This is a genomic window from Enterobacter sp. SENG-6 (assembly GCF_001605945.1).
GTDB lineage: Bacteria > Pseudomonadota > Gammaproteobacteria > Enterobacterales > Enterobacteriaceae > Enterobacter > Enterobacter cloacae.
The window spans coordinates 108,168-132,082 of the sequence record NZ_LOMM01000078.1; the positions used below are offsets into that span (position 1 = coordinate 108,168).

21 protein-coding genes and 1 pseudogene are annotated in these 23,915 nt (G+C 55.8%); 7 read left to right on the forward strand and 15 right to left on the reverse strand.

Annotated features, from left to right (window positions below):
• Nucleotides 1–31 precede the first annotated feature (31 nt).
• From AX755_RS23835 to AX755_RS23840, 3 genes are all read left to right on the forward strand, one after another.
• Nucleotides 32–772 carry a MipA/OmpV family protein gene (locus tag AX755_RS23835; RefSeq protein ID WP_013094942.1) on the forward strand — a complete coding sequence of 247 codons (741 nt, stop codon included), beginning with the start codon at nt 32–34 and terminating at the stop codon, nt 770–772.
• 210 nt (nt 773–982) lie between these two features.
• Entirely contained in the window at nt 983–1,168 is a 186-nt protein-coding gene (locus tag AX755_RS25035; RefSeq protein ID WP_071843252.1) for a type II toxin-antitoxin system HicA family toxin, read from the forward strand.
• Nucleotides 1,169–1,182: 14 nt separating this feature from the next.
• The gene (locus AX755_RS23840) at nt 1,183–1,587 is read left to right on the forward strand and encodes a type II toxin-antitoxin system HicB family antitoxin (RefSeq protein WP_013094943.1); all 405 of its coding nucleotides are present in this window, start codon (nt 1,183–1,185) and stop codon (nt 1,585–1,587) included.
• Between the two features lie 53 nt (nt 1,588–1,640).
• Here the strand turns inward: AX755_RS23840 and AX755_RS23845 are convergent, their stop codons facing one another.
• Nucleotides 1,641–3,596, reverse strand: coding sequence for a glycoside hydrolase family 127 protein (locus tag AX755_RS23845; protein WP_062857581.1), 1,956 nt, complete (start codon nt 3,594–3,596; stop codon nt 1,641–1,643).
• Nucleotides 3,597–3,606: 10 nt separating this feature from the next.
• The gene (locus tag AX755_RS23850) at nt 3,607–5,007 is read right to left on the reverse strand and encodes an MFS transporter (protein WP_020686524.1); all 1,401 of its coding nucleotides are present in this window, start codon (nt 5,005–5,007) and stop codon (nt 3,607–3,609) included.
• A 224-nt stretch (nt 5,008–5,231) separates the two neighbouring features.
• Here AX755_RS23850 and AX755_RS23855 point away from each other — a divergent pair, with 224 nt between their 5' ends.
• The gene (locus AX755_RS23855; protein WP_020686525.1) at nt 5,232–6,050 is read left to right on the forward strand and encodes a helix-turn-helix domain-containing protein; all 819 of its coding nucleotides are present in this window, start codon (nt 5,232–5,234) and stop codon (nt 6,048–6,050) included.
• Here the strand turns inward: AX755_RS23855 and araD are convergent, their stop codons facing one another.
• The 8 genes and pseudogenes from araD to yiaK form a co-directional block, all read right to left on the reverse strand.
• A complete protein-coding gene (gene araD, locus AX755_RS23860) occupies nt 6,051–6,746 on the reverse strand; it encodes an L-ribulose-5-phosphate 4-epimerase (RefSeq protein WP_062857582.1) in 696 nt (231 codons plus the stop codon).
• Nucleotides 6,740–7,600, reverse strand: coding sequence for an L-ribulose-5-phosphate 3-epimerase (locus tag AX755_RS23865; RefSeq protein WP_020686527.1), 861 nt, complete (start codon nt 7,598–7,600; stop codon nt 6,740–6,742). The genes araD and AX755_RS23865 overlap by 7 nt, the downstream gene beginning before the upstream one ends.
• 2 nt (nt 7,601–7,602) lie before the next feature.
• Nucleotides 7,603–8,256 (reverse strand): 3-keto-L-gulonate-6-phosphate decarboxylase UlaD, encoded by a 654-nt coding sequence (ulaD, locus tag AX755_RS23870; protein ID WP_062857583.1) that lies wholly within the window; start codon nt 8,254–8,256, stop codon nt 7,603–7,605.
• Nucleotides 8,253–9,758 carry an FGGY-family carbohydrate kinase gene (locus AX755_RS23875; RefSeq protein ID WP_062857584.1) on the reverse strand — a complete coding sequence of 502 codons (1,506 nt, stop codon included), beginning with the start codon at nt 9,756–9,758 and terminating at the stop codon, nt 8,253–8,255. The genes ulaD and AX755_RS23875 overlap by 4 nt, the downstream gene beginning before the upstream one ends.
• A gap of 96 nt (nt 9,759–9,854) precedes the next feature.
• The gene (locus tag AX755_RS23880) at nt 9,855–11,174 is read right to left on the reverse strand and encodes an MFS transporter (protein WP_062857585.1); all 1,320 of its coding nucleotides are present in this window, start codon (nt 11,172–11,174) and stop codon (nt 9,855–9,857) included.
• A gap of 45 nt (nt 11,175–11,219) precedes the next feature.
• Nucleotides 11,220–12,146: pseudogene (locus tag AX755_RS23885) on the reverse strand (DUF4862 family protein).
• 151 nt (nt 12,147–12,297) lie between these two features.
• Nucleotides 12,298–12,765: a YhcH/YjgK/YiaL family protein gene (locus tag AX755_RS23890; RefSeq protein WP_045901943.1), complete on the reverse strand. Its 468-nt coding sequence runs from the start codon at nt 12,763–12,765 to the stop codon at nt 12,298–12,300.
• Nucleotides 12,766–12,775: 10 nt separating this feature from the next.
• Nucleotides 12,776–13,774 (reverse strand): 3-dehydro-L-gulonate 2-dehydrogenase, encoded by a 999-nt coding sequence (yiaK, locus tag AX755_RS23895; RefSeq protein ID WP_062857586.1) that lies wholly within the window; start codon nt 13,772–13,774, stop codon nt 12,776–12,778.
• 225 nt (nt 13,775–13,999) lie between these two features.
• On the opposite strand from yiaK, the gene yiaJ reads away from it, so the two are divergent.
• Both yiaJ and AX755_RS23905 read left to right on the forward strand, forming a co-directional pair.
• Nucleotides 14,000–14,818, forward strand: a complete 819-nt coding sequence (gene yiaJ, locus AX755_RS23900; protein WP_062857587.1) for an IclR family transcriptional regulator YiaJ — start codon at nt 14,000–14,002, stop codon at nt 14,816–14,818.
• A 3-nt stretch (nt 14,819–14,821) separates the two neighbouring features.
• Nucleotides 14,822–15,277: a 4Fe-4S dicluster domain-containing protein gene (locus AX755_RS23905; RefSeq protein ID WP_013094956.1), complete on the forward strand. Its 456-nt coding sequence runs from the start codon at nt 14,822–14,824 to the stop codon at nt 15,275–15,277.
• 4 nt (nt 15,278–15,281) lie between these two features.
• Here the strand turns inward: AX755_RS23905 and avtA are convergent, their stop codons facing one another.
• Both avtA and AX755_RS23915 read right to left on the reverse strand, forming a co-directional pair.
• Complete coding sequence (avtA, locus tag AX755_RS23910) at nt 15,282–16,538, reverse strand: valine--pyruvate transaminase (protein WP_062857588.1); 1,257 nt, start codon at nt 16,536–16,538, stop codon at nt 15,282–15,284.
• A 194-nt stretch (nt 16,539–16,732) separates the two neighbouring features.
• Entirely contained in the window at nt 16,733–18,763 is a 2,031-nt protein-coding gene (locus AX755_RS23915; protein ID WP_062857589.1) for an alpha-amylase, read from the reverse strand.
• A gap of 314 nt (nt 18,764–19,077) precedes the next feature.
• On the opposite strand from AX755_RS23915, the gene AX755_RS23920 reads away from it, so the two are divergent.
• A complete protein-coding gene (locus tag AX755_RS23920) occupies nt 19,078–19,902 on the forward strand; it encodes a protein bax (RefSeq protein ID WP_014830204.1) in 825 nt (274 codons plus the stop codon).
• 37 nt (nt 19,903–19,939) lie between these two features.
• On the opposite strand, the gene xylR is transcribed toward AX755_RS23920, so the two are convergent.
• The 3 genes from xylR to AX755_RS23935 are packed head-to-tail and all read right to left on the reverse strand — an operon-like array spanning nt 19,940 to nt 23,852.
• A complete protein-coding gene (gene xylR / locus AX755_RS23925) occupies nt 19,940–21,118 on the reverse strand; it encodes a D-xylose utilization transcriptional activator XylR (protein WP_062857590.1) in 1,179 nt (392 codons plus the stop codon).
• A gap of 33 nt (nt 21,119–21,151) precedes the next feature.
• Nucleotides 21,152–22,333, reverse strand: coding sequence for a xylose ABC transporter permease XylH (gene xylH, locus AX755_RS23930; protein WP_047024124.1), 1,182 nt, complete (start codon nt 22,331–22,333; stop codon nt 21,152–21,154).
• Nucleotides 22,311–23,852 carry a xylose ABC transporter ATP-binding protein gene (locus tag AX755_RS23935; protein WP_062857591.1) on the reverse strand — a complete coding sequence of 514 codons (1,542 nt, stop codon included), beginning with the start codon at nt 23,850–23,852 and terminating at the stop codon, nt 22,311–22,313. Before AX755_RS23935 ends, xylH begins: the two co-directional genes overlap by 23 nt.
• Nucleotides 23,853–23,915 lie beyond the last annotated feature (63 nt).

Consider the following 23,915-nt stretch of genomic DNA (forward strand, 5'->3'; position numbering starts at 1 on the left):
GCTTGTTCGGCGTTTAAATGGATTACATGGAATGACTATTAAAAACAATTTACTCATCGCTGCCACGTTATTTGCGACCTCATCCGCAATGGCCGGTGACTTTTCACTTGGCGCGGGGGCTGTATTTAATGAGTCACCTTATAAAGGGTATAATGAAAATACCACCGCGGTTCCGTTAATTAGCTATGAAGGTGACCGATTCTATGTGCGCCAGACCACAGGTGGATGGATCCTGTGGAAAGACGAAAAAAATGAATTTAGCCTGACCGCGTCGTGGATGCCGCTGCATTTTGATCCCGACGATAACGACGACCCTCAGATGAAACATCTGGATGAGCGTAAAGCGTCTGCTTTCCTGGGGGGCGCCTATTACCGCCATGAAAACTGGGGCTCGCTGAAAGTGGCCGTTTCCGGCGATGCGATGGATGAAAGCGGTGGCGTAGTCGGTGAGATTTCCTACTTCCGCCCCATCCGCATGGAACGCCTCACGCTGACGCCATCTGTGGGCATTTTCTACAGTGACGAGAGCTATAACGACTACTACTACGGGGTTTCCGGCAGCGAGTCTCGCCGCTCAGGTCTCAATGAATACGCCGCCGGTGACAGCTGGACGCCATACGTGGGTCTGGCGGCAAAATATCAGTTAACCCAGAACCTGTTCCTTAACGCCAGCGCGGTTTATACCGTATTGCCTGACGACGTGAAGAACAGCCCGATGATCGACCGCGACGACAGCTTCGCGCTGATGACCGGGCTGAGCTGGCGCTTCTGATGCTGTAAAGCCGGGTGGCGGCTTCGCCTTACCCGGCGTTGTGATAGCGCCTGTATTTTGATCTGCAATTAACCTGTTCCGCCTTTCTTTTTGCGTTGCTCCTTCCTGTTCAGACAAAACCCGGCTGCGTTTGCATTTCCTTTCGTCTATTGTCATCTGCACCAGTAGCGATGGTGTGTATGATGTGTATAATCATGGAAGGATTGGAATGTGAAAAGTGCGGATGTCATTACTGTTCTGGTCAGGCATGGCTGGAAATGTGTAAGAACGAAAGGAAGCCATCATCAGTTTCGCCACCCAGTACATGCGGGGTTGGTGACCGTTCCACATCCCAAAAAGGACATAAAACCCGGCACCCTCGCGCAAATCTGGCGGCAGGCGGGAATCAAACACTGATATCAGGAGTAGTTATGTTTTATCCGGCTTACATTCATTCTGATCCCGACGGTAGCGCCAGCGGTTTTTTTCCTGACGTTCCTGGTTGTTTTTTTGCCGGCAATTCTCTGGATGATGCTTTTCAGGATGCACGTGATGCACTGACAGCTCACTTCGAAGCGCTATTTGAAATGGATGAAGAGTTACCTCTCCCTGGCAATGTTGAAGCACATCTTGAAGCCACACCGGGTGATTTTATCGGCGGACAATGGTTGCTTGTAGATATCAATATGAAGCAATTCGACGGTAAGGCCGAGCGTATCAATATCACCCTGCCTCGTCGATTGCTGGTGAAAATTGATTCTTTTGTGAATGAGCATCCGCAGTTTAGTAACCGAAGCGCTTTTCTTGCTGAGGCAGCGCGTCGCGTGCTGCCTTAACGATCCCTCTCCCGTGGGAGAGGGTTGGGGTGAGGGCATCAGGCCGCAGATATTCAGCCCTCATCCACCCAAATGCGCATTTCCCCTTCTCCCCGGTTAGCCCAGCTAAACCACGGAATAAAGGTCAACGTTTTGGGTTGACGTTGCACCGCAGGACGGTCGTACTGCCATAACGCCTCCGATCCCGCTTCTGCGGCGTCATGCGTGACACCTTCCGCCTGAATCAGCATCTTATGAGCGAAAATTCCTTTACCCTCGAAAACCCGGAATTCACTGTTGGCAGGCAGGGCAAGATTATGCAGGTTGGCGCCATTGTCGGCTTCTTCCAGGCAGTAGACCAGCGGACCGCGCTGCAGCGCGACCTTTCCGGCCTGCTGACGAACCTGTGGGTGACCGTACACGCGGCGGACCGGCATCGGTAAGGTTAGCGTGAGCGTATCGCCCTCCTGCCAGCGACGGGTGAGGTGAAGATAGCCCCGTGATACCTCGCCCGTCATGCCTTCTCCGTTCAGCGACACGTGAGGATTTGCGCACCAGTCCGGCAGTCGCAGGGCCAGGGTGTGCGTCACCGGTACGGGCGAGACGATCTCAATGTTGACCTCTTCCTGCCACGGATAATTACCGCTGATCCGCAGCTTAAGCGTCTCATTGCCCACAGGGATGGTGACCTCATTCCCTACGTAGAGATTAATGAAAAGCGCATCCGGGCGAACGGTGTAAATGTAATGCCCCAGCGACGTCAGCACGCGGGCGATATTCGGCGGGCAACAGGCGCAGCCGAACCAGCGCTGACGAACCGGTTTGACGTGGTCATAGATGTGGTTAAAGGCCAGCGTCCTGGGGTGCACTTCCAGCGGGTTAACATAGAAGAAATGTTTACCGTCCAGCGCCATGCCGCCCAGCACCGTGTTGTACAGGGCGCGCTCCATCACGTCGGCGTAGCGGCTATCCGCTTCCATCTCCAGCATCCGACGGGCAAACATCATCAGGCCAATCGAGGCGCAGCTTTCGGCATACACCGTATCGTTGGGCAGATCGTAATCGCTACTGAAGGCTTCACCGCTACTTTGCGAACCAATCCCGCCGGTAATGTACAACTGGCGCTGCGCCATGTTGTTCCACAGGCGTAAGCAGTCCTGACGTTTTGCGTCGTCTTTGCTCAGACGAGCCAGGTGTGCCATACCCGCCATCAGGTAGACAAAACGCACCGCATGGCCAATCGCTGTTTGTTGTTCAGCAAGCGGTTGATGCGCCTGGCTGTAAGCTTTGTCCTTGACCATCCATGCCGGGCCGTAGGTGTGCCAGTACGATGTTCTGCCGCGCTTCTCGTATTCGATATCATAGAAGTGAGGCTGCGTACCGCGCGCCTCGATGAAGTATTTCACCAGGTTCAGGTAGCGTGGCTCCTCAGTAACGTCGTACAGCCGCATCAGGGCCAGCTCGATTTCCGGGTGTCCCGGATAGCCGTGAAGCTGGCCTTCCCGGGGGCCGAAAACGGTGTCGATATGATCTGCCAGTTTACACACCACCTCCAGCAGTCGGCGTTTTCCGGTGCCCTGAAAATACGCCACGCCAGCTTCGATCATATGCCCGGCGCAGTAAAGCTCGTGGCACTCGGCCAGATTTGTCCAGCGTTCGTCGGGCGCTTTGACGGTGAAGTACGTATTGAGATAACCATCTTCACACTGCGCCGCGGCGATCAGTTCAATCACCTCATCGGCGGTTTTTTCCAGTTCAGCATCGGGTTTCTGACACAGCGACCACGCCACGGCTTCCAGCCATTTCGCCACGTCACTGTCCTGAAATACCATGCCGTAGAACTCACCTTCTTCAAGACCTGCCGCAATGCGGAAGTTGGTGATGGCATGACTGGGCTCGGCTTCTGCCACGCGATCGTTGAGCGCATCCCACTGATAGGGGATGACCACATCACGCACCAGCCGCTGATACTGGCCAAGAAACGGATCGTTGATTTTCAGGTTATGCAGGTCGGCTTCCATTATGGACATCACGTTCTCCTCAGGACGGTACATGACGCTGGCGCAAATCGGTGGCAATGCGCGACATCATCGGATTGTTGAGTCTGCACCAGCGGATTGAGACCGCCAGCAGCAGGTGGAAAAGGGCAGGGAGCAGCGTCTCCATGGCGGTAATGCCCTGCAGCGAGGCGGGCGTCTGGTTACCCGCTCCCGGCTGATAGGCGACGGCGATAAACACCAGGCTGATGATCCCGGCGCTGGAGGCCCACGCCAGCTTGATGAAAAACAGGTTGAAGGCGAAGTTCATGCCCGACGATCGCACGCCGGTCTTCCACTCGCCGTAGTCGTCGGCAAAAGCCATCAGCGAGAAGTGCAGCGGCAGGGTAAAGCCCAGGATGACGCCGTTACTCAGAATTACGATCAGCCAGAGCGTCTGATGCGCCGGGCCGCCGGGCAGGAACCACATGCCAGCCGCGATCGCGGCGAGCACCAGGTTGGTGTAGTAGTAGAGTTTGACCGTATCAATACGGCGAGAGAGGGGGCTGACGATCACCGCCCCGAGGATCGCTGCGAAGGTCACCATGGTGAAAAACAGCGAGGTGTAGGCGGTGCTGCCCTGAAGCACATAGGTGATGAAGTACATGTATCCGCCGCCACGGATATTGAAGACGTTGATCAGCAAAAACGACATCACCAGCATCAGCAGCAGCTGGTCATTTTTACGCAGCCCTGCCAGGTGTTCGCGCAGGGTGAATTTACCCATCAGCGCCAGTGGGACGCGTTCACGGACCCAGAAGAAGCAGCAGAGAAACATCACCACGGCGAGGGTGCACAGGACGCCAACGCCCAGCTGATAACCCCGGGCGGCGTTGCCTTGCCCCAGCGCTGCCACCAGCCACGGCAGGCCGACGGAGACCAAAAATCCCGCAACGCCGCACAGCACAAAGCGCCATGACTGGCAGGAAATGACCTCGCTGTGGCGGGTGGTCATGGTGTTGATCAGCGCGCAGTAGGGCACGTTGATGGCGGTATAGCCGACGGACAGCAGCAGGTAGGTGCCGAATGCCCACGCAATTTTCACGCCCATGCTGGCTTCAGGTACGGTGAAGGTCAGCACGCCGATGATGCCAATAGGGAATGCCACCCACAGCTGCCAGGGACGAAAGCGCCCCCATCGGCTTTGGGTGCGGTCAGCAATTACGCCCATGACAGGGTCAGAAATCGCGTCAAATACGCGCAGGGCAATAAACAGCGTGCCGACAAGCGCCGGGGTCAGGCCAAAAATATCGGTATAGAAAAAGGTCAGGAAATTCATTATCAGACAGGTAATGACCGTGCCGCCCGCGTCGCCCAGGCCGTAGCCAATTTTCTCGCGAACGGACAAACGTTCTTCTCTCACCCGTTGTGCAACGTCAGACTCGGTAATCGGTGTGGAAGTCATGAGATAACTCCTCGGTAATCGATTTTTATCGTATTTGTGCAAGGTACCTCATTCATTCTGCACTGAACGCAAAGGGCAACAAGGGAAGGGAAAAGTATAAAAAGATGACGATTCCGACCTGATGAAGAAAGTGTGAGTTTGATCGGGCAGCTATAACGTTAATTGTTAATAATCAATGGATAAGTCAATTAAATGCGGCAATAAAAGCGGAATGGTGAATATCCATGCTCGAATTATCCATAGCGCTTCCGATTAAAGTGCAAAACGGCGGATTGTTTATTTCGCGGGGTGTGGGTCGCCACCCGGCGCGTAAATTAACGTCGTGGGAAATCATTTTCGTCGAAAAGGGGACATTAACGATCCAGGAGGAGAACCGTCTTTTTGAGGTGAAGGCGGGGGAGAGTTTATTGCTCTGGCCGAAGCGGCGGCATGTGGGTACAGAAGATTTTCCGGCCGATCTGCGATTCTACTGGCTGCATTTTGAGGTGAAACCTGGGCCTTCTGCTTTGCCGGAGGCTTCTCCGCTGACCATTGAACAACATTGCTGCGTGAGGGATGTCCCGTCGGTGATTGCGCTTTTTCGCCAGTTCCTCAGCGAGCAGGAAAAATTACAGCGCAGCGTGGCGCTGGAAATGCTTTTGCTACTGATTTTGCAGCAAATATCCCTCTCAGCAGGGTATGAGGACCGCCCCGATGAGGCTGGTGCAGCACTGGCCTGGAAGGCAAAACAGCTTATTCGCACGCAGTTTCATTTACCGCTCTCCACCTCGCTGCTGGCAAAATCGCTGCACTGTAATGCCGATTACCTCGGGCGCGTGTTTCGTCGGACATTTCATTTAACCCTGACGGAGGCGATTCATCGCCAGCGCGTCAGGGCGGCAGAAAAAATGCTGCTGAATGACTCAGCGTCATTAACGGAAGTGGCCACCCGCTGCGGTTTTAACGACGTGGGGTATTTCCGGCAGATATTTTCGAAGCATACCGGGTTAACACCCGCCGTCTGGAAACGGCGGTACTGTAAGGAACACATTAATTCCGGTTGATCACTGCCCGTAATAGGCATGCGCACCGTGCTTGCGCAGATAATGTTTGTCGAGCAGTTCCTGCTGCATAACCGGAAGCTGGGGCGCAAGCTGGCGCGAAAACAGGCCCATGTACGCGCACTCTTCCAGCACCACGGCGTTGTGTACCGCATCGGCGGCATCTTTACCCCAGGCGAACGGTCCGTGGGAGTGCACCAGCACTGCCGGGATCTGCATGGGGCTGATGTCGCGCTCTTCAAAGGTTTTGATGATCACTTCACCGGTCTGATACTCGTAGTCTCCTGCGATCTCCGCCGTGGTCATCCGCCGCGTGCAGGGGATCGCGCCGTAGAAGTAGTCCGCGTGCGTCGTGCCCCATGCAGGCAGATCCTGACCTGCCTGAGACCAGATGGTGGCATGGCGGGAATGGGTATGGACGATGCCGCCAATGTCCGGGTAGCGACGGTACAGCGCAAGATGGGTAGGCGTGTCTGACGACGGTTTCATGCTGCCCTCGACCACCTCACCGGTGGCGATATTCACCACCACCATATCTTCCACCGTCATCACGTCATACTCCACGCCGGACGGTTTGATCACCATCAGACCGCTGTCGCGATCCACCGCGCTGACGTTACCCCAGGTGAAGGTCACCAGCTGGTGGGCGGGCAGTGCCAGGTTGGCTGCCAGCACCTCGGCTTTGAGTTGTTCTAACATGTCATGCCTCCTTCCTGCATACGGGCTTCAATCCAGCGGCGCGCCTGGATAATCTCCAGCACCGGCTCTTTTGCTTTTTCGGTCCACATTTCAATCAGAAACGCGCCGCGGTAGTTCAGCTTATTGAGCGTGTTAAACACGCCAACGAAATCGACGCAGCCCTCGCCAAAGGGCACGTCGCGGAACTGTCCTGGGCTTTGTGCCGTGACGGGCTGGGTATCTTTCAGGTGAATTGCCGCGATGCGGTCAATGCCCAGCGTCAGTTCGGCGGCCACATCGTTACCCCACGCGCTGAGGTTGCCGACATCCGGGTAAACGCTAAACCACGGCGAGGCCAGCATCTCGTCCCACTTTTTCCATTTGCTGATGGAGTTCATAAACGCGGTGTCCATGATCTCAACGGCCACCATCACCTGTGCGGCGGCGGCCTGCTCGACTGCCCATGCCAGCCCTTCGGCGAAGCGTTGCCGGGTGCCTTCATCATGCTCTTCGTAATACACGTCATACCCGGCCAGCTGGATGGTGCGAATACCCAAATCACGCGCCAGTTTAATGGCGCTGGACATGATCTCCCGGGCGCGGGCGCGCACGGTTTCGTCCCGGCTGCCAAACGGGAAGCGGCGGTGGGCAGACAGGCACATGGAGGGGATCGACACACCGGTCTCCAGCATCGCTTCCACCAGCGATGCACGCTGTGTGGTGCTCCACGCCAGGCGTGACAGGCGTTCGTCCGTTTCATCTACCGACATTTCAACAAAATCAAAGCCACAGCTTTTTGCCAGCACCAGGCGCTCCGGCCAGGTGAGGGATTTCGGCAGCGCTTTTTCGTAAATACCTAACGGATGCTGACGCATGATTACGCTCCCCAGATGTCACGGATTTGCGAATGGAAGGCCTCGGCCACCTGCGGTGGATTGGCAGCGCCTGCCAGTGCGCGACCGGCGATAAAGGCTTTGACGTTGATCTGCTTAAACAGCGGCAGGTCGGCCGGGGTGATGCCGCCGGTGACGGACAGCTGCAAACCAATGTCGGAGAGCGCTTTCATTCGGGCGAGATCTGCCTCACCCCACTGCTGGCCGCTGGCCTGCGCGTCGCGTCCCCGGTGGTAGATGGCCTGCTTCACGCCGATGCGGTGCCAGGCGCGGGCATCATCCAGCGTCCAGCTGCCAAACAGCTCCATCTGAATTTCCCCACCGCAGCGCATCGCCACCGCGTGACCTTTTTCAACCGTGGCCAGCGGCGCGGCGCAGATGATGGTCATCCAGTTCGCGCCTGCGCCAAACGCCTGCTCTGCCAGCGTTTCTCCGGCGTCGGCCACCTTCCAGTCCGCCACGAGGGTTTTCCCTGGACACTGCTCGCGCAGCGCACGCACGGCGTTAAGCCCTTCGGTCAGACATAAAATGGTGCCCGCTTCGATAATATCGACGTGATCGGAAAGCCTGGCGACATCGCGCTGGGCAGCCTGAAGTGAGGTGTGGTCGAGCGCCAGCTGCAGTAATGGTCGGCTCATAGGTCGTGCTCCTTAACACGGGCGTGATAACCCTGTAGTGCTGAAATCAGTAACTGGTAGCGCTGATACTTGCGCTGATAGGCCGCATGGGCGTGCATGTCGGGTTCAATGACCCGAATGTCGTGTCTGAGCGCGTGCTGCGCTGCGTAAAAATCGGGATAAACGCCGGTGCCAACCAGGGCGGCCAGCGCCGCGCCGGAACAGCCAGTTTCTTCCACCTGCGGCAGCGCAATCGCCAGACCGCTGACATCCGCCAGCATCTGCATCCATACGTCAGAGTGGGTCGGGCCGCCGGTGACGCGCAGTGCCTGTACGTCGGTAAAGCGTTCGAGCATGCGGTTTAGATGGGTCATATGGCTGAACACCACGCCTTCGTAAACTGCCTGTAAAAGATGCGCGCGAGTGTGCAGCGCCTGCATGCCGTAGAAGCCGCTCGTCATCTCCAGCCCGGCGTTGCTGCCATAGAGAAACGGCAGAAAGAACAGATCGCTTTCGGCTTTCGGCAGGCTGGCCACGGCGCGGTTGATCTCACTGAAAGACATTTCTCCCCACTGGGCGGTCAACCACTCAAGGTTGCCGGAAGAGGTGGGGCTGGCTTCGTGGACAATGTACTGCTGCGGGTGGACGTAACGCCCATAGACATAGGGATGCGGTTCGTCGTCCCGAAGCGCATTGGCAATCCCGCTGGTGACGGCCCAGGTGCCCATGACGGCGTTCAGCGTATGTTCGTCGTGCAGTCCGGCACAGATCGCGGTGGAAACCACATCAAACAGCCCTCCAACGACGGGGGTTCCCGCCGCGAGACCGGTAAGTGCGGCAGCCTGAGCGGTGATTTCCCCGCAGATTTCTGCTGAACCGACAACGGGCGGCAGAGCGTTGTCGATTTCACTGATACCCAGCCAGCGCGTGAGCTGCGGATCGTACTGGCCGGTGTTCATGTTGTAGAGATTGGATTCAGAGATGTTGCTCTCTTCGCAGCCTTTTACGCCGGTGAGGCACCAGCGCAGGTAGTCGTGTGCCATCATCACGCAGCCAATCTGCTGATAGCGTTGTGGCTCATTCTCTTTGACCCAGCGCAGAAGAGAGGCCGGATGCCCGGTCCAGAGCGTCTGTCGCGTGTGCGGATAGAGTTTTTCGGGAATACCGTCCTGCTGCCAGCGCTGCACGATGTCCAGTGCCCGACGGTCTGAGGAGAGCATCGCATTGCCCAGGGGACGATCCTGTTTATCGAGAAGAAACAGCCCCTTGCCCTGCGCTGAAATGCCCACGCCTTTGATCTGCTCGCCGCTAACCCGGGCGTTGTTGAGCAGAAGAGCGACGGTGGTGTGACACTGCTGCCACAGCTGGTTCATGTCCCGCTCCGCATAGCCTGCTCGCGGGCTGAGCGTGGCAACCGTGCGGCGTTCAATACAGACCTCTTTTCCCTCGCGGGTATATAAACCGGCTTTCAGATAAGTACCGCCACAATCGATACCCAGCCAGAAGGGTTCTTTTTCACTCATCTTTGACTCTCTCGTCTTGCTTCCTCTCCCCGTGGGAGAGGGCGGGGGTTCTCGTCTTGCTCCCTCTCCCTGTGGGAGAGGGCTGGGGTGAGGGCATCAGGCCGCACGCTTATGCGGATTCACCGTAGGGTTAGGCTCCGCACCGGCATCGCACTTCGCCGGTAGCAGCAGGGCCAGTAGAGAGGCCAGTGCCAGTGACACCGCCAGGCAGTAAACTCCCGCATCTTTGCTGTACAAGGTGATCAGCACGCCGACCGCATAAGGGCCACAGAACCCGCCGAGGTTACCCAGGGCGTTAATCACACCCCGCGCACCGCCTGCCATCTCCGCGCTGAACAGGCGTGCCGGAATGGTCCAGAACACGCCCGCCGCCGACTGCAGGAAGAACCCACACCCCACCAGTGCGGCGTAGGCCAGCCAGGTATGCTCTTTCAGCGCCACGGAGAGGAACATGCAGAGCGCAAAACCAATCAGCGGCAGGGAGACAAACAGCTTGCGTTTACCGGTACGGTCAGAGAGCGAAGAGAAGAGGAACATACCCGCAATGGCCCCGATATAAGGCAGGATCGCGAGCACGCCTACCTGGCCGATGCTGGTGTGCGTGAGCTCTTTGAGAATGGTGGGTAGCCAGAGGGTGTAACCGTAAATGCCGGTCTGGTAGAAGAAGTTCAGGGCAATCAGCTGCCACATGGTTTTGTCGGACAGCACCGCGCTCAGCGAGGCGTTTTTCACCTCTTTACCGGCAATGGCCTGCTGTTCTGCGGCCAGGGTTTTGACCAGATAGTTTTTTTCCGCTTCAGAAATCCAGCGTGCTTCCTGCGGGCGGTCGTACACCGTGAAGGCCCACAGCACCAGTACAAAGATGGACATCAGCCCTTCAATGATGAACAACCAGCGCCAGTCGAGTGCGGTAATAATCCAGCCCGACAGGGGCGCGGTGATGATCCCGGCAATGGGGACGAACATAATTACAATCGCATTGGCACGACCGCGTTCAGCGTCAGGGAACCAGTTACTGATCATCGTCAGCACAACCGGCAGCATCCCACCTTCTGCTACCCCGAGTAAGAAACGCAGCACCAGCAGTTGATACTGACTGGTGACGAGCCCGGTCAGGACCGAAATCACCGCCCAGGCGACCAGCGACCAGCCGATAAATTTCTTCCCGCTGCCATGAACGGCAATCTTGCCGCCAGGCACCTGCAAAAACAGATAGCCAATAAAGAAGATCCCACCCGCCAGGCCTGCCATGGTGGCAGAAATACCTAACTCTTCATCCATACCGCCGGGCATGGCAAAAGCAATATTCACACGGTCCATATAAGAAATAATGCAGGCGATAAGAATCGGGGGAATAATTCTTAGCCAGCGCTGGCGCGGAATGTCCGCATGTAGAGCTTGAGTAGACGTATTCATATTTAATATCTCAGTGTAGGTAACCGGAATAAGATTTTTTTATTGTTATTGCGTTGCTTTTTTCATTTGGCTAATGCCGTCTCGCAAAATAGCGATGCGATGGCTGATATCAGCATTAGCATTTATTTCCAGTAATTTAATACCGGAAAATTTCAATGTTGCGGCGCTCGCCGCAGTAAAGAGTGCTTTTGCATGTTCAGTGGTCAGCAAACTGTCGGCACAGTACGATGAAAACGGTGCGTGCAGATCCTGCCATTCACCGTACTCTCCGCGGATGGTGGTGCCGGAGAACATCAGCGCGGCCAGTTTTCCGGCCTGAAGGGCGGTCTGAACGTGCTCAACCGGAAGCGTGGTGTTGCGCCCTTCAATGGCTGAGCGCGCCCAGTTAATACAGATGCTGATATCTGTCTCTTATATCACCTCCAGCACCTGCTCTAAGGGTAAAAATCCCTTACGCGGTGCGGGACCGGTCATGGCATCGCAGTGTTCAAGCACCAGATCGCAGGACCAGTCCCAGCCCGCGATTTCACGAATGGAACGGGCGAACGCCTCGATAGCCTGCTCGACTGAAGCATTGCCCGCCTGCGGTGCGGCCTGCATTTCCAGAGCGATCACCTTTCCAGGAAAACGGGCGTTAACGGCAGCAATTTTCTGGCACAGATGGCGGTAAAATTCGACGCTGGCTTTACGCTGATCTTCATCAGCGGAGGCCAGGCCAAACGCACCGTTTGTGCCGCGGCGGCGCATGGTTTCCATCACGGCGGTCACCACGATTTGCCATTCACCCGGCGTATGGCGGAACAGCCATTCATCCCCATAAGGATGGAGATGTTCAAGGCAGGGTTGTTCCAGCCCGCGAATGTGTGGCGTGTCAGAAAGTTCCCGCCAGAAGGTTTGTTCTTCTTGTTCCCCTTTCTGGTGAAACGAGGGTGCGCAGGGGTACGCACCAATAATAAAACCGGTGTTGGTCATTTCGCGTTCCTGTATTTATACCCGTCATACTTCAAGTTGCATGTGCGTTGGCTGCGCTCGTTCACCCCAGTCACTTACTTATGTAAGCTCCTGGAGATTCACTCTCTTGCCGCCTTCCTGCAACTCGAATTATTTAGGGTATATCAGAAAATTAATCTAATTCGCTGATTGCCACTTTCACCACAATTTTGCGAATTGCAGTTTCCTTGTTTTTAATACAGGCAGGACGGTGTACATCCTGCGGGAAAAATATGGCGTAACTGCCGGGTATCATTTCGATAAACGATTCATTTTCACTGTTGTGATAAAAAATAATATCCCGTTGTTCCAGTAATGATTCGCTGATGTTGTTATTTCCGGTATCGATAGCAATACCGATTTTTTCTTCACCCCACGCCAGAAATTGAATATCAAGATAGCGGCGATGCACTTCGGGGCGATTTTCGTGCTGTTCCCGGGTGGTGAGATCAAGCACCTGGGCAAAGATGTTGTGTCCCTCAATTTCAACGACACCCGGCTTTAGCATGCTGAAATCCGTGGTACGCAGAAAATCTAACGCTTTTTCAATCGCCCGCGGCAGGCGACACGGATTTGGCTGTGAAATATGTCCGAATATCATGGCCCACTCCTTACAGCGCCTGGATTTTCGCCCACACGCTGTCATCAATGGTGATGCCGTTGCGGCGGTTCTCTTCAAGCAGTCGCGTAAATTCATGCCCCGGCAGACGGACAGCGACCTTTTCGTCTGCCCGCTCGGCGGTGGTGATGAAGTCCATAATACGCTGCAGTTTGGCATCGCGGGTTGGGCCGTCGATCAGGCGGTCGACCTCGATGGCGATAAAGATCTGCGACACACCATACTCGTCGCTGTTGTCCTGGGTAACTTCCGCCACGGAGGAGCCGTTAGAGAGCAGGGTGGCGATCATGTCGAGCACAATCGATAAGCCGGAACCTTTCCAGTAGCCCATCGGCAGAATACGGCGGTTTTTCTCAATCACGCCAGGCTCTTTGGTCAGATTGCCCTCGTCGTCGAATCCGCCGTCGACCGGTAACGTGCGTCCGGCCAGTCGGTTCACTTCCAGCATGCCGTAGGAGAACATTGACATCGACATATCGACCATGGTGATTGGGGAGGAGGGGATCGCCACGATCAGCGGGTTGGTGCCGATGCAACATTCTTTTGACCCCCACGCGGGCATCACCGCAATGGAGTTGGTCCAGCAGATCCCGATGTAGCCCTTCTCTGCGGCTTGCCAGCCATAGCTCCCTCCGCGCATCCAGTGGTTAGCGTTACGCAGCGCAACCAGACCGATACCGTGATCGGAGGCCAGTTCGGTGGCGCGATCCATCATTTTTTTCGCCGTCAGGTTACCGATGGCGCGTTGGGCATCCCACTGTTCGATGGCCCCTAATGTGGTCACCCGTTTTGGCTGGGCATCAGGAATGATGTCGCCCGCGTCCAGTTGCTGAATAAAACGCGGGAAGCGGTTCACGCCGTGGGAATAGACGCCAGATTCCGTGGTGCGGGCAAACATCTCCGCGCAGGCATCCGCCGTTTCTGCTTTTACACCGCGATCGAGCAGAACCCGATTGAACGCTGCTTTCAACTCTTCGAATGTCACTTTCATCCCTGTTCTCCTGTTCTTCGTAGGGGCAAGTGCGAGTGCTTTTTTATCGCTAAATTTCACTATGCGAAATCTGATTTCAAATATAGCGATCAAATTTTGCCAGATCAACGACATTCATGATTTTCAAAATCGATTAAAATCAAATGGTTGTGTTTTTTCTGTTGAGATCGTGAACTGAACCACACTTTGCGCTACCATCAGGGCGCGATAAAAAGGAGCCATGGGATGAGCATGAAAGAGAGCGACATGACGCAAGAAAAAGAGAGGCCAGCAGGTAGCCAGAGCTTGTTTCGCGGTCTGATGCTGATTGAGATCCTCAGTAACTATCCGAACGGCTGTCCTCTGGCCCATTTATCGGAACTGGCCGGGCTGAATAAGAGCACCGTGCACCGGTTACTGCAGGGATTGCAGTCGTGCGGGTACGTCACCCCGGCACCGGCGGCGGGCAGCTATCGTCTGACCACCAAATTTATCGCCGTCGGGCAAAAGGCGCTGTCGTCGCTGAATATCATCCACGTGGCTGCTCCGCATCTTGAGTCGCTGAATATCGCCACCGGCGAGACGGTGAACTTCTCCAGCCGCGAAGACGATCACGCGATCCTGATTTATAAGCTTGAGCCGACCACCGGTATGCTGCGCACGCGCGCCTATATCGGCCAGCATATGCCGCTTTACTGCTCGGCAATGGGCAAGATCTACATGGCATTCGGTCACCAGAACTATGTGGCGAGCTACTGGGAAAGCCACCGGGATCAGATCCAGCCGCTGACCCGCAACACCATCACTGAACTGAGCGCGATGTATGACGAGCTGGCGGAAATCCGCGAGCACAGCATGGCGATGGACAAAGAAGAGAACGAGCTGGGGGTCTCCTGTATCGCGGTGCCGGTGTTTGATATTCATGGCCGCGTGCCGTATGCGATCTCAATTTCGCTGTCGACCTCCCGCATGAAGCAGATTGGCGAAAAAAATCTGCTTACACCTCTGCGTGAAACGGCGGACGCGATCTCCAGAGAGCTGGGTTTTAACGTGCGCGAGGGATAACAGATGAACCGGTTCATCATGGCGGATTCGGCAAAATGCATCGGCTGTCGCACCTGCGAAGTGGCGTGTGTCGTGTCGCATCAGGACGCCATCTCAACAGACGCCTTTACGCCCCGCATTCGGGTAGTCAAAGGGGACGCTTTCACCACGGCGGTGGGTTGCCATCAGTGTGAAGATGCCCCTTGCGCGAATGTCTGCCCGACGCAGGCGATTCGCCGTGGCGAGGGAGCCTGGCAGGTTGAGCAGGCACGGTGTATTGGGTGTAAACGCTGTATGGTGGCGTGCCCGTTTGGGGCGATGCAGGTGCAGTGGGCAGGAGATACGCTTCAGGCGCTGAAATGCGATTTATGCGCGCACCGCGCGGACGGACCGGCCTGTGTGGAAGCCTGTCCGACCCACGCGCTGAGCTGTGTCGATCCCGCCAGATTACGCACCGAGCGGTTGCGTCATCTGGCGTAGGTTCTTACTGGACGTCTTCGCGCCAGGCGAATTCGATCTCTTCGACGAGAATTTTCACTCCGGCTTCGATTTTTTCCGGATCGGGCACGTAGTTCATGCGCATACATTGATGCGTATGCGGCCACGGCTTGTCCAGCCCCGGGAAGAAGTAATCACCCGGCACCATCAATACGCCTCGCTTCTTCAGGCGCTGGTAAAGCAGCTCGGTGGTGATCGGCAGATCTTTAAACCACAACCACAGGAAAATCGCCCCTTCAGGTTTGTGGATCAGGCAGCGTTCTTCCGGTAAATAGCGGCGAAGTATGGCAATCGTCTCCTGAACGCGCTGATAATAGAACGGCTTAATCACGTCATTAGACAGGCGCAGCAGATCGTTGCGTTTAATCATTTCGCACATCATCGCCGGGCCAATACCGCCAGGAGAAAGGCTGATAATGCCGTTCATGTTGGTAATGGCGGTGATGATTTTTTCATTGGCGACGATGATCCCGCAGCGGCTGCCCGGCAGGCCGAGCTTGGAGAGGCTCATACACAGGACGATGTTCGGGTTCCACAGCGGGCGTGCTTCGCTGAAGATAATACCCGGGAACGGCACGCCATAGGCGTTATCGATCACCAGCGGGATGCCATGCTGATTTGCCAGCGCATCCAGTTTCATCAGCTCGTCGTCGGTGATGACGTTGCCCGTTGGGTTGGTTGGACGTGATACGCAGATCATGCCCGTCTCTTCACCAATGTGCAGATGTTCAAAATCGACGTGGTATTTGAACTGACCTTCCGGCAGCAGCTCAATATTCGGGCGCGCGGAGACGAACAGATCCTCTTCCAGACCAGAATCGGCGTAGCCGATATACTCCGGTGCCAGCGGGAACAGTACTTTTTTGGTGGTGCCGTCGGCGCGACGTCCTGCGAAAAGGTTAAACAAGTAGAAAAACGCGCTCTGACTGCCGTTTGTCAGTGCAATATTCTGCGGTTCGATATCCCAACCCAGCTCTTCACGCAGCATGTCGGCGAGGAGTTTCAGCAGTTCGGTTTTACCCTGAGGGCCGTCGTAATTGCAAAGCGCATCGGTTGCTTTGCCGTTTTCCAGCATCTGAGCGAGCAGCGTCTGGAAATAGGTATTCATCTCCGGGATTTGAGCCGGGTTTCCGCCGCCGAGCATGATGGCGCCCGGTGTGCGCAGCCCGTCGTTGAGGTCCTCCATCAGGCGGGTAATGCCTGAATGGCGGGTAAATTTGTCGCCGAAAAGTGAAAACGTCATAGCAGGTGATCTGTCGAGCTTGTTTTGAAAGTGGGTAACCATAACGCTAGCACCGTGCGGGTGCAAATCGGCTGGTGTGGTCGGATTTGTGGTTTTATGTGGTGGATGTGGATTTTTGTAGTGAATAGTTCTGGTGAGTGCCCCTCACCCCGGCCCTCTCCCTAAGGGAGAGGGAGAAAACCGCGATGAGGGGGCTATTGGTTCCCCGCCCAAACGACCATCACTTTATCGCCATCATGTTCACGTACGAATCCATACCCCTCTTTCAGCGAAAGCGTGGTTTGCTTGCCTTCACCTATCGCCGGATGGCGGGCGCGGAACTGACCCAGCGTTTGCCAGTGGGCGACGGTTAACGCCTGTTTGCCCGTCACATCCTGCCAGTTCATATCCGAGCGTGTTCCCTGCAGAGGGTCGGAACCCGTCGGCCCGAACGGACGCTCTGATTCATCCCCATAATAGATTTGTACGCTGCCTGGCGCTAACAGCAGCAGTTCTGCCGCGCGCTGGCCCCCTTCGCGGAACAGGCGGGTGTCATGCGAAGAGAGATAGCTCAGGACGTTAAAGCTTTGCAGTTTTTCCGCCATCTGCTGCCAGGTCAGATCGATATCGGCCAGGCAGTTCACCGCTTTTGCCGCCTGCTCCTGATAATCGAAGTTAATCATCGCATCGAAGCCGTGGCGGTAATAATCGCTCTGCATGACCCCGTGGCCCCAGGATTCACCCGTCATCCAGAACGGCGCATTGTCGAGTTTTTTGTCCGGGTGAGCACCTTTCCAGGCCGCCAGCGCCTGGCTTGCCTGGTCCTTCAACTGTTGCCAGGCCGCCAGCTCCACGTGTTTCGCCGTATCAACACGGAAACCGTCAATGCCATACTCGCGTACCCACTGGCTGAGCCAGTGGGTCAGGTAATCGCGCGGGGTGTATCCCGGGATAGCTTTTGCCTGGGTATCGGGCTTGTGCTGATAGAAGTTTGGCAAACCGGACGGCGTGGTGGATTCCGTTTTCAGGTCGGGTAAAAACGCCAGCGACATGGTCAGGTCATCAAAGCCCGGATTGTCGTAATCGCCAATATCGGTGCGGATCCATTTTTTACCCCACCATTTTTCCCATGCGGCTTTATCGCTGAAGTTGATGTAATCATTAAAGCTGTGCCAGCTTTGTCCCGTGCCCGGCTTCCAGTCGGTCCAGCGTTCACCCAGCGTCTTCTTCAGTTCATCACCTTGCAGATAGAGTGCGCCAAACTGGTACTCCTGCATGTCGGCAAGCGTTGCGTAGCCCACATGGTTCATGACGATATCGAACAGAATGCGGATGCCGCGCTTGTGCGCTTCATCGACGAGATGACGTAAATCATCTTCGGTGCCCATGTTGGCATCAAGCCTGGTCCAGTCCTGCGTGTAGTAGCCATGGTAGGCATAGTGGGGGAAATCCCCTTTGGTGCCACCGCCGACCCAGCCATGGATCTGCTCCAGCGGGGAGCTTATCCAGAGCGCGTTTACCCCTAGTTGCTGCAGATAATCAAGCTTGCTCGCAAGCCCTTTCAGATCGCCGCCGTGGAAAGTGCCAATCTCCTGCATGCCGTCTTTGTGGCGGCCATAGCTATTGTCATTCGTGGGGTCACCATTCACGAAGCGGTCGGTCAGCACGAAATAGACCGTAGCGTTTTGCCAGCTAAACGGCGCGGGTTTGTCGGTTTCGGCGCGCTCAAGCAGCAGCAGGCCGTTGCTGTTGGCGGCAGGCTGAAGGGTAATTTTTCCCTGCTGCACCGTCGCGGTTTGTTTGCTGTAGAAATCTCGCACCACGGAGCCTTCCGGGAAGGTGTTTCCCACCTCCAGCGTCAGGGGTTTTCCATCCCATTTTGGGCACTGGCGGATAACGTTTGCCACCGGTTGTTCTGCTGCGCTCTTGATGGTCAGCATCAGGGTTGGCGTGCCGGAACGGGTATCGACACGCATCTGGTACTCTCCGTCGCGGAACAGACGCCACTGCGGCGGCGTGCCGTCACACGGTTTGAGCGACAGCATCTCGTTGAGTTTTATCGCTTCTGTTGGCTGCCAGCACGTGTTGTCAAAACTCACTGTTAAAGGACGCGTACCCTTCGCAAGCTTTGCCTGGCTGGTGAATATTCCGGTGCCTTCGGCGCTGAACGCGTTAAATCCCGGCGATGACCAGTCAGCGTGTGCCAGTGCGGGTAACATCAGAAAAGCTACGGCGGTGCGTTTCATTCCATCTTCCTGTCGCGGCATTTTTGACCAGTGTGCCATCAGGTGAGGCGTAAAAACTCATCCCCCGGCGCTTTCTGCAAGGATGACGCGAGAGGATGAGTGATCCCGCGCAAAATTAGGCAGTTATCTGCGAGATCGCACACAAATTTTCAGAATTGATGCTTAAGTGAGCACGTTTCAGGTGACATAATTTCGGAATTGGACTATTTCTATACGTGCTCTTGAAGTCTATTTTTGATATGATTTGAGATTCCGCTCTCAAATTTGTGAAAAAAATAAGGTGTTGGAATGTTTATATCCGACCAGGAGACCTAATGATATCGACTCCCATTCGACGATATGGGGCCGCGATACTCATGTTACTCACCACGACATTTTCGGGTGGGGTGCTTGCAAAGACGCACACGGATACAACGAGTAAGAAAGCCCACGTAATAAAGACGACAAGCAGTAAGGTTAGCAGTAAACAAGAGTATTCTCGCAATAGTGCAAAGAGTAGTTCACTTCCTGATTTGCGAAAATACCCTTCCGGAACACCAAGGAAAAAAGCGTTTCTCCGGACAGTAATGCCTTACATCACAAGTCAAAACGCCGCGATTACGGCAGATCGTAACTGGTTGATCGCCAAACAGTACGATAGCCGCTGGACGCCGTCCGAGCGCGCGCGCCTGAAAGATATCGCAAAGCGCTACAAGGTAAGCTGGAACGGTAACACCCGTCGTGTGCCGTGGAACTCGCTCCTTGAGCGTGTCGACATCATCCCGGGCAGCATGGTTGCGACAATGGCTGCAGCCGAAAGTGGCTGGGGCACCTCGAAGCTGGCACGCAACAACAACAACCTCTTCGGCATGAAGTGTGTGAAGGGGCGTTGTAAAAATGCGCCGGGCAAGGTGAAGGGCTACTCGCAGTTTGAATCGGTGAAAGACTCAGTAAATGCCTATGTGGTAAACCTGAACACCCATCCGGCCTACTCGTCGTTCCGTAAGTCACGCGCACAGCTGCGTAAAGCGGATCAGGAAGTAACGGCCAGTACGATGATCCACAAGCTGAAAGGTTATTCCACCCAGGGTCAGCGCTATAACAACTATCTGTTTGCGATGTACCAGGATAACCAGCGACTTATCGCCGCCCATATGTAATCCCAATAACGCCTTCCACTGGAAGGCGTTTTCTTTTCTACATCATGACTTCGCTGTGGCGTTCCCGATACTCTTTCGGTGTGTTGTCATACTCTTTACGGAACACCGAATAAAAATACTGCAGCGACGGATAGCCGCACATCTGCGAGATTTCGTTGATCGACAGCGACGTGGAGATGAGCAAACTGCGCGCTTTCTCCAGCTTCTCTGCGTGAATGACCGCATGAATGGTTTCGCCCACTTCCTCTTTAAAACGCTTCTCCAGATTTGAACGGGAAATACCCACGGAATCCAGCACCTGATCGACCTTGATACCTTTGCAGGCGTGGTTGCGGATAAAGTGCATCGCCTGAATGACTGCCGGGTCGTTTAAGGAGCGGTAATCCGTTGAGCGACGTTCTACCACGCGGACCGGGGGAACCAGCAGGCGCTGAAGCGGCAGGGATTCGTTATCCAGCAGACGATGCAGTAATTTTGCGGCCTGATACCCCATCTGTCGGGTGCCCTGCGCCACTGAGGAAAGGGCCACGCGAGAAAGGTAGCGGGTCAGCTCTTCGTTATCGATGCCAATCACGCACAGCTTCTCCGGCACCGGAATGTGCAAATGCTCGCAGACCTGCAATACGTGACGCGCGCGAGCGTCCGTCACGGCAATAATGCCGGTTTGCGGCGGCAGCGTCTGCAGCCAGTCAGCCAGACGGTTTTGCGCGTGCTGCCAGTTTTCCGGTGCGGTTTCCAGCCCCTGATAGACCACGCCGCGGTACTTCTCCTGGGCGACAAGCTGACAAAAGGCGTGTTCGCGCTCAACGGCCCAGCGCTTGCCGCTGGAGGCTGGTAAACCATAGAACGCAAAGCGATGGACGCCTTTCTCCTTTAAATGCAGAAACGCGCTTTCGACCAGCGCATGGTTATCGGTGGCGATATAGTGGACGGGAGGATAGTGCTCGGGCGAATGGTAAGAGCCGCCGACGCCCACAATCGGGACGTCGACGTCAGTCAGTAACTGCTCAATGACCGGGTCGTCATAGTCAGCGATGATGCCATCGCCCAGCCAGTCTTTGATGTTCTCGAGTCGGGTGCGGAAATCCTCTTCGATAAAGATATCCCACTCAGATTGCGACGCCTGCAAATATTCACCAACGCCCTCTACCACCTGTCGGTCGTAAGCTTTGTTGGCATTGAATAACAACGTAATGCGGTGACGCTTTTCAAACATGGCTCGCTTCCCAAATAAGTCACAATACGGTTATCAGGTACGCCGCTTGGTGGCAGAGTCCATCCAGACTGCCAGCAAAAGAATGGCCCCCTTGACGATATACTGCCAAAACGTCGGGACGTCCATCATACTCATCCCGTTATCCAACGAAGCCATGATAAATGCCCCCATCACCGCGCCCGCCACGCTGCCGACACCGCCTGCGAGGCTGGTACCGCCAATGACGCAGGCGGCGATAGCATCCAGCTCGGCAATGTTCCCGGCAGACGGGGAGCCCGCCCCGAGACGCGAGCTGAGGATCAACCCTGCGATAGCAACCATCAGGCCGTTAATGGCAAAGACCGCCAGTTTGGTGCGCTCTACGTTAATGCCCGACAGACGGGCGGCCTCAAGGTTACCGCCGATGGCGTAAATACGGCGGCCAAACGCGGTGCGCGTGGCCATAAACATGCCGCCCAGCAGCAGGAGGGCCAGCAGGAGAACTGGCGTAGGCACGCCGCGATAGTCATTCAGGAGCCAAATCGCGCCGAGCACGATCACCGCAGTCAGTGCCTGACGTCCCACCACGGATGTTGATGGGGAGGAGGCCAGCCCCAGCGACTGACGGCGCATACGGCCACGCCATTGCCAGGCCACGAACGCCAGCAGCCCGACCACGCCGATGGTAAAGCCCACGCTGTCGGAGAGGTAGCTCTGACCAATCTGTGACATGGCGGCGCTGGTGGGAGAGACGGTGGTGCCGTTGGTGATGCCAATCAATACGCCGCGGAAGGCCAGCATTCCTGCCAGAGTAACAATGAACGACGGGACCTTCCGGTAGGCAACCCACCAGCCATTCCAGGCACCCAGCACCAGACCTAATATCAGCGTCACCGCCACGGTCAGCGGCAGCGGCCAGCCGAGCCAGACGTCAAAAATGGCCGCGACGCCGCCGAGCAGGCCCATCATCGACCCCACCGACAGGTCGATTTCCGCCGAAATAATGACGAAGACCATGCCCACAGCCAGAATGCCGGTGATGGCAGTCTGGCGCAGCAGGTTAGAGACGTTACGCGCGCTCAGGTAGGAGCCATCGGTCATCCAGGTAAAAAACAGCATGATGGCGATAATGGCCGCGATCATCACGAATACCTGCAGGTTCAGCGCTTTTAACCCCGCGAATGCGCCGGGCGTCTGAACAGCGACTTTGATATCAGACGGATTGCTTTTCGACATGACGTTCGCTCCTTAAAGCGGCTTCCATCACCTGCTCCTGCGTCAGGTTCTGGTTAATCAGATTGGCTTTCAGTTTGCCCTCGTGCATGACCAGCACACGGTCGCTCAGGCCGAGCACTTCGGGTAATTCAGAGGAGATGACAATGACGGCGATCCCTTGCTGTACAAGCTGATTAATCAGTTTGTAGATTTCGTACTTTGCACCGATATCAATGCCGCGCGTCGGCTCATCCAGGATCAAGATGCGTGGATTGAGGAGCAGACAGCGCGCCAGAATGGCTTTTTGCTGGTTGCCTCCGCTCAGGCGTCCAATGGCCAGTTCCGGTGAGGATGTTTTCACTTTGAGGCGGGCGAGAGATTGCAAAATGCACTGCTGCTCTGCGGCATCATCAAGGCTGCTCAGCGCGCCGGAGAACTGATCGAGTGCCGCGAGCGTGATGTTTTTACCCACCGCCATCACCGGCACGATGCCGTCTTTTTTGCGGTCTTCCGGCACCATGGCAATTCCGTGGGCAATTGCCTGCTGGCAGTTGTGGATTTTCACCGGCTTGCCATCAATATAAACCGTGCCTTCCCAGCGCCCTGGCCAGACGCCGAACAGGCACTGCACGGCTTCAGTACGTCCGGCGCCGACGAGCCCGGCAACACCGAGAATTTCACCCCGGTGCAGGGAAAAGGAGATGTTGTTTACGCGTTTGATATGGCGATTTACCGGGTGCCACGCGGTCAGGTTTTCTACGCGTAACACTTCATCACCCGTTGTGTGAGGTTCATTCGGGTAGAGCGCCGTCAGTTCGCGGCCCACCATCATGGTGATGATGTCATCCTCGCTCATGCCTTCGGCTTCGCGTGTGCCGATGTGTTGACCATCGCGGATCACGCAGATGGTGTCCGAAATGGCTTTGACCTCGTTGAGTTTGTGAGAAATGTAGATGCAGGCGATACCGTGATTTTGCAGATCGCGGATGATATCCAGCAGGACGGCCGTTTCCTGTTCGGTTAGAGAGGCCGTGGGTTCGTCGAGGATCAGCAGCCTGACCTGTTTGTTCAGCGCCTTAGCGATTTCAACCAGCTGTTGCTGCCCCAGACCCAGGTCTCCCACGCGGGTATCCGGCGAAATGGCCAGACTGACCTGCGCCAGCAGTTTTTCACAGCGTAGCGTCATGGTGTCGTAATCCAGCACGCCGTGGCGCGAAATTTCGGCCCCGAGGAAAATGTTCTCCAGCACGGTGAGATGCTTCACCAGCGCCAGCTCCTGGTGAATGATGGCGATACCCTTACGTTCAGTATCGCGAATGTGGGTGGCCTGAATGACCTCGCCGGCAAAGACAATTTCACCTTCGTAGCTGCCATGCGGATAGATCCCGCACAACACTTTCATCAGCGTCGACTTACCCGAACCGTTTTCGCCGCAGAGCGAAACCACTTCACCAGGATTTAGCCGCAGGCTCACGTTATCGACCGCTTTCACCGCGCCAAAACGCTTGGTGATGCTCTTCATTTCAAGTAAATAAGGCATAACTGCTCCACATGACCCGAGGTAAAAACAGTACAAGTCGATGCGCCCCCGCAGGGCAGGGGC

Bases quoted from the DNA above. Each gene is read 5' to 3' on its own strand.
- AX755_RS23835 (WP_013094942.1), top strand. From the start codon at position 32: ATGACTATTAAAAACAATTTACTCATCGCTGCCACGTTATTTGCGACC.
- AX755_RS23840 (WP_013094943.1), top strand. From the start codon at position 1,183: ATGTTTTATCCGGCTTACATTCATTCTGATCCCGACGGTAGCGCCAGC.
- AX755_RS23845 (WP_062857581.1), bottom strand. From the start codon at position 3,596: ATGTCCATAATGGAAGCCGACCTGCATAACCTGAAAATCAACGATCCG.
- AX755_RS23850 (WP_020686524.1), bottom strand. From the start codon at position 5,007: ATGACTTCCACACCGATTACCGAGTCTGACGTTGCACAACGGGTGAGA.
- AX755_RS23855 (WP_020686525.1), top strand. From the start codon at position 5,232: ATGCTCGAATTATCCATAGCGCTTCCGATTAAAGTGCAAAACGGCGGA.
- araD (WP_062857582.1), bottom strand. From the start codon at position 6,746: ATGTTAGAACAACTCAAAGCCGAGGTGCTGGCAGCCAACCTGGCACTG.
- AX755_RS23865 (WP_020686527.1), bottom strand. From the start codon at position 7,600: ATGCGTCAGCATCCGTTAGGTATTTACGAAAAAGCGCTGCCGAAATCC.
- ulaD (WP_062857583.1), bottom strand. From the start codon at position 8,256: ATGAGCCGACCATTACTGCAGCTGGCGCTCGACCACACCTCACTTCAG.
- AX755_RS23875 (WP_062857584.1), bottom strand. From the start codon at position 9,758: ATGAGTGAAAAAGAACCCTTCTGGCTGGGTATCGATTGTGGCGGTACT.
- AX755_RS23880 (WP_062857585.1), bottom strand. From the start codon at position 11,174: ATGAATACGTCTACTCAAGCTCTACATGCGGACATTCCGCGCCAGCGC.
- AX755_RS23890 (WP_045901943.1), bottom strand. From the start codon at position 12,765: ATGATATTCGGACATATTTCACAGCCAAATCCGTGTCGCCTGCCGCGG.
- yiaK (WP_062857586.1), bottom strand. From the start codon at position 13,774: ATGAAAGTGACATTCGAAGAGTTGAAAGCAGCGTTCAATCGGGTTCTG.
- yiaJ (WP_062857587.1), top strand. From the start codon at position 14,000: ATGAGCATGAAAGAGAGCGACATGACGCAAGAAAAAGAGAGGCCAGCA.
- AX755_RS23905 (WP_013094956.1), top strand. From the start codon at position 14,822: ATGAACCGGTTCATCATGGCGGATTCGGCAAAATGCATCGGCTGTCGC.
- avtA (WP_062857588.1), bottom strand. From the start codon at position 16,538: ATGACGTTTTCACTTTTCGGCGACAAATTTACCCGCCATTCAGGCATT.
- AX755_RS23915 (WP_062857589.1), bottom strand. From the start codon at position 18,763: ATGAAACGCACCGCCGTAGCTTTTCTGATGTTACCCGCACTGGCACAC.
- AX755_RS23920 (WP_014830204.1), top strand. From the start codon at position 19,078: ATGATATCGACTCCCATTCGACGATATGGGGCCGCGATACTCATGTTA.
- xylR (WP_062857590.1), bottom strand. From the start codon at position 21,118: ATGTTTGAAAAGCGTCACCGCATTACGTTGTTATTCAATGCCAACAAA.
- xylH (WP_047024124.1), bottom strand. From the start codon at position 22,333: ATGTCGAAAAGCAATCCGTCTGATATCAAAGTCGCTGTTCAGACGCCC.
- AX755_RS23935 (WP_062857591.1), bottom strand. From the start codon at position 23,852: ATGCCTTATTTACTTGAAATGAAGAGCATCACCAAGCGTTTTGGCGCG.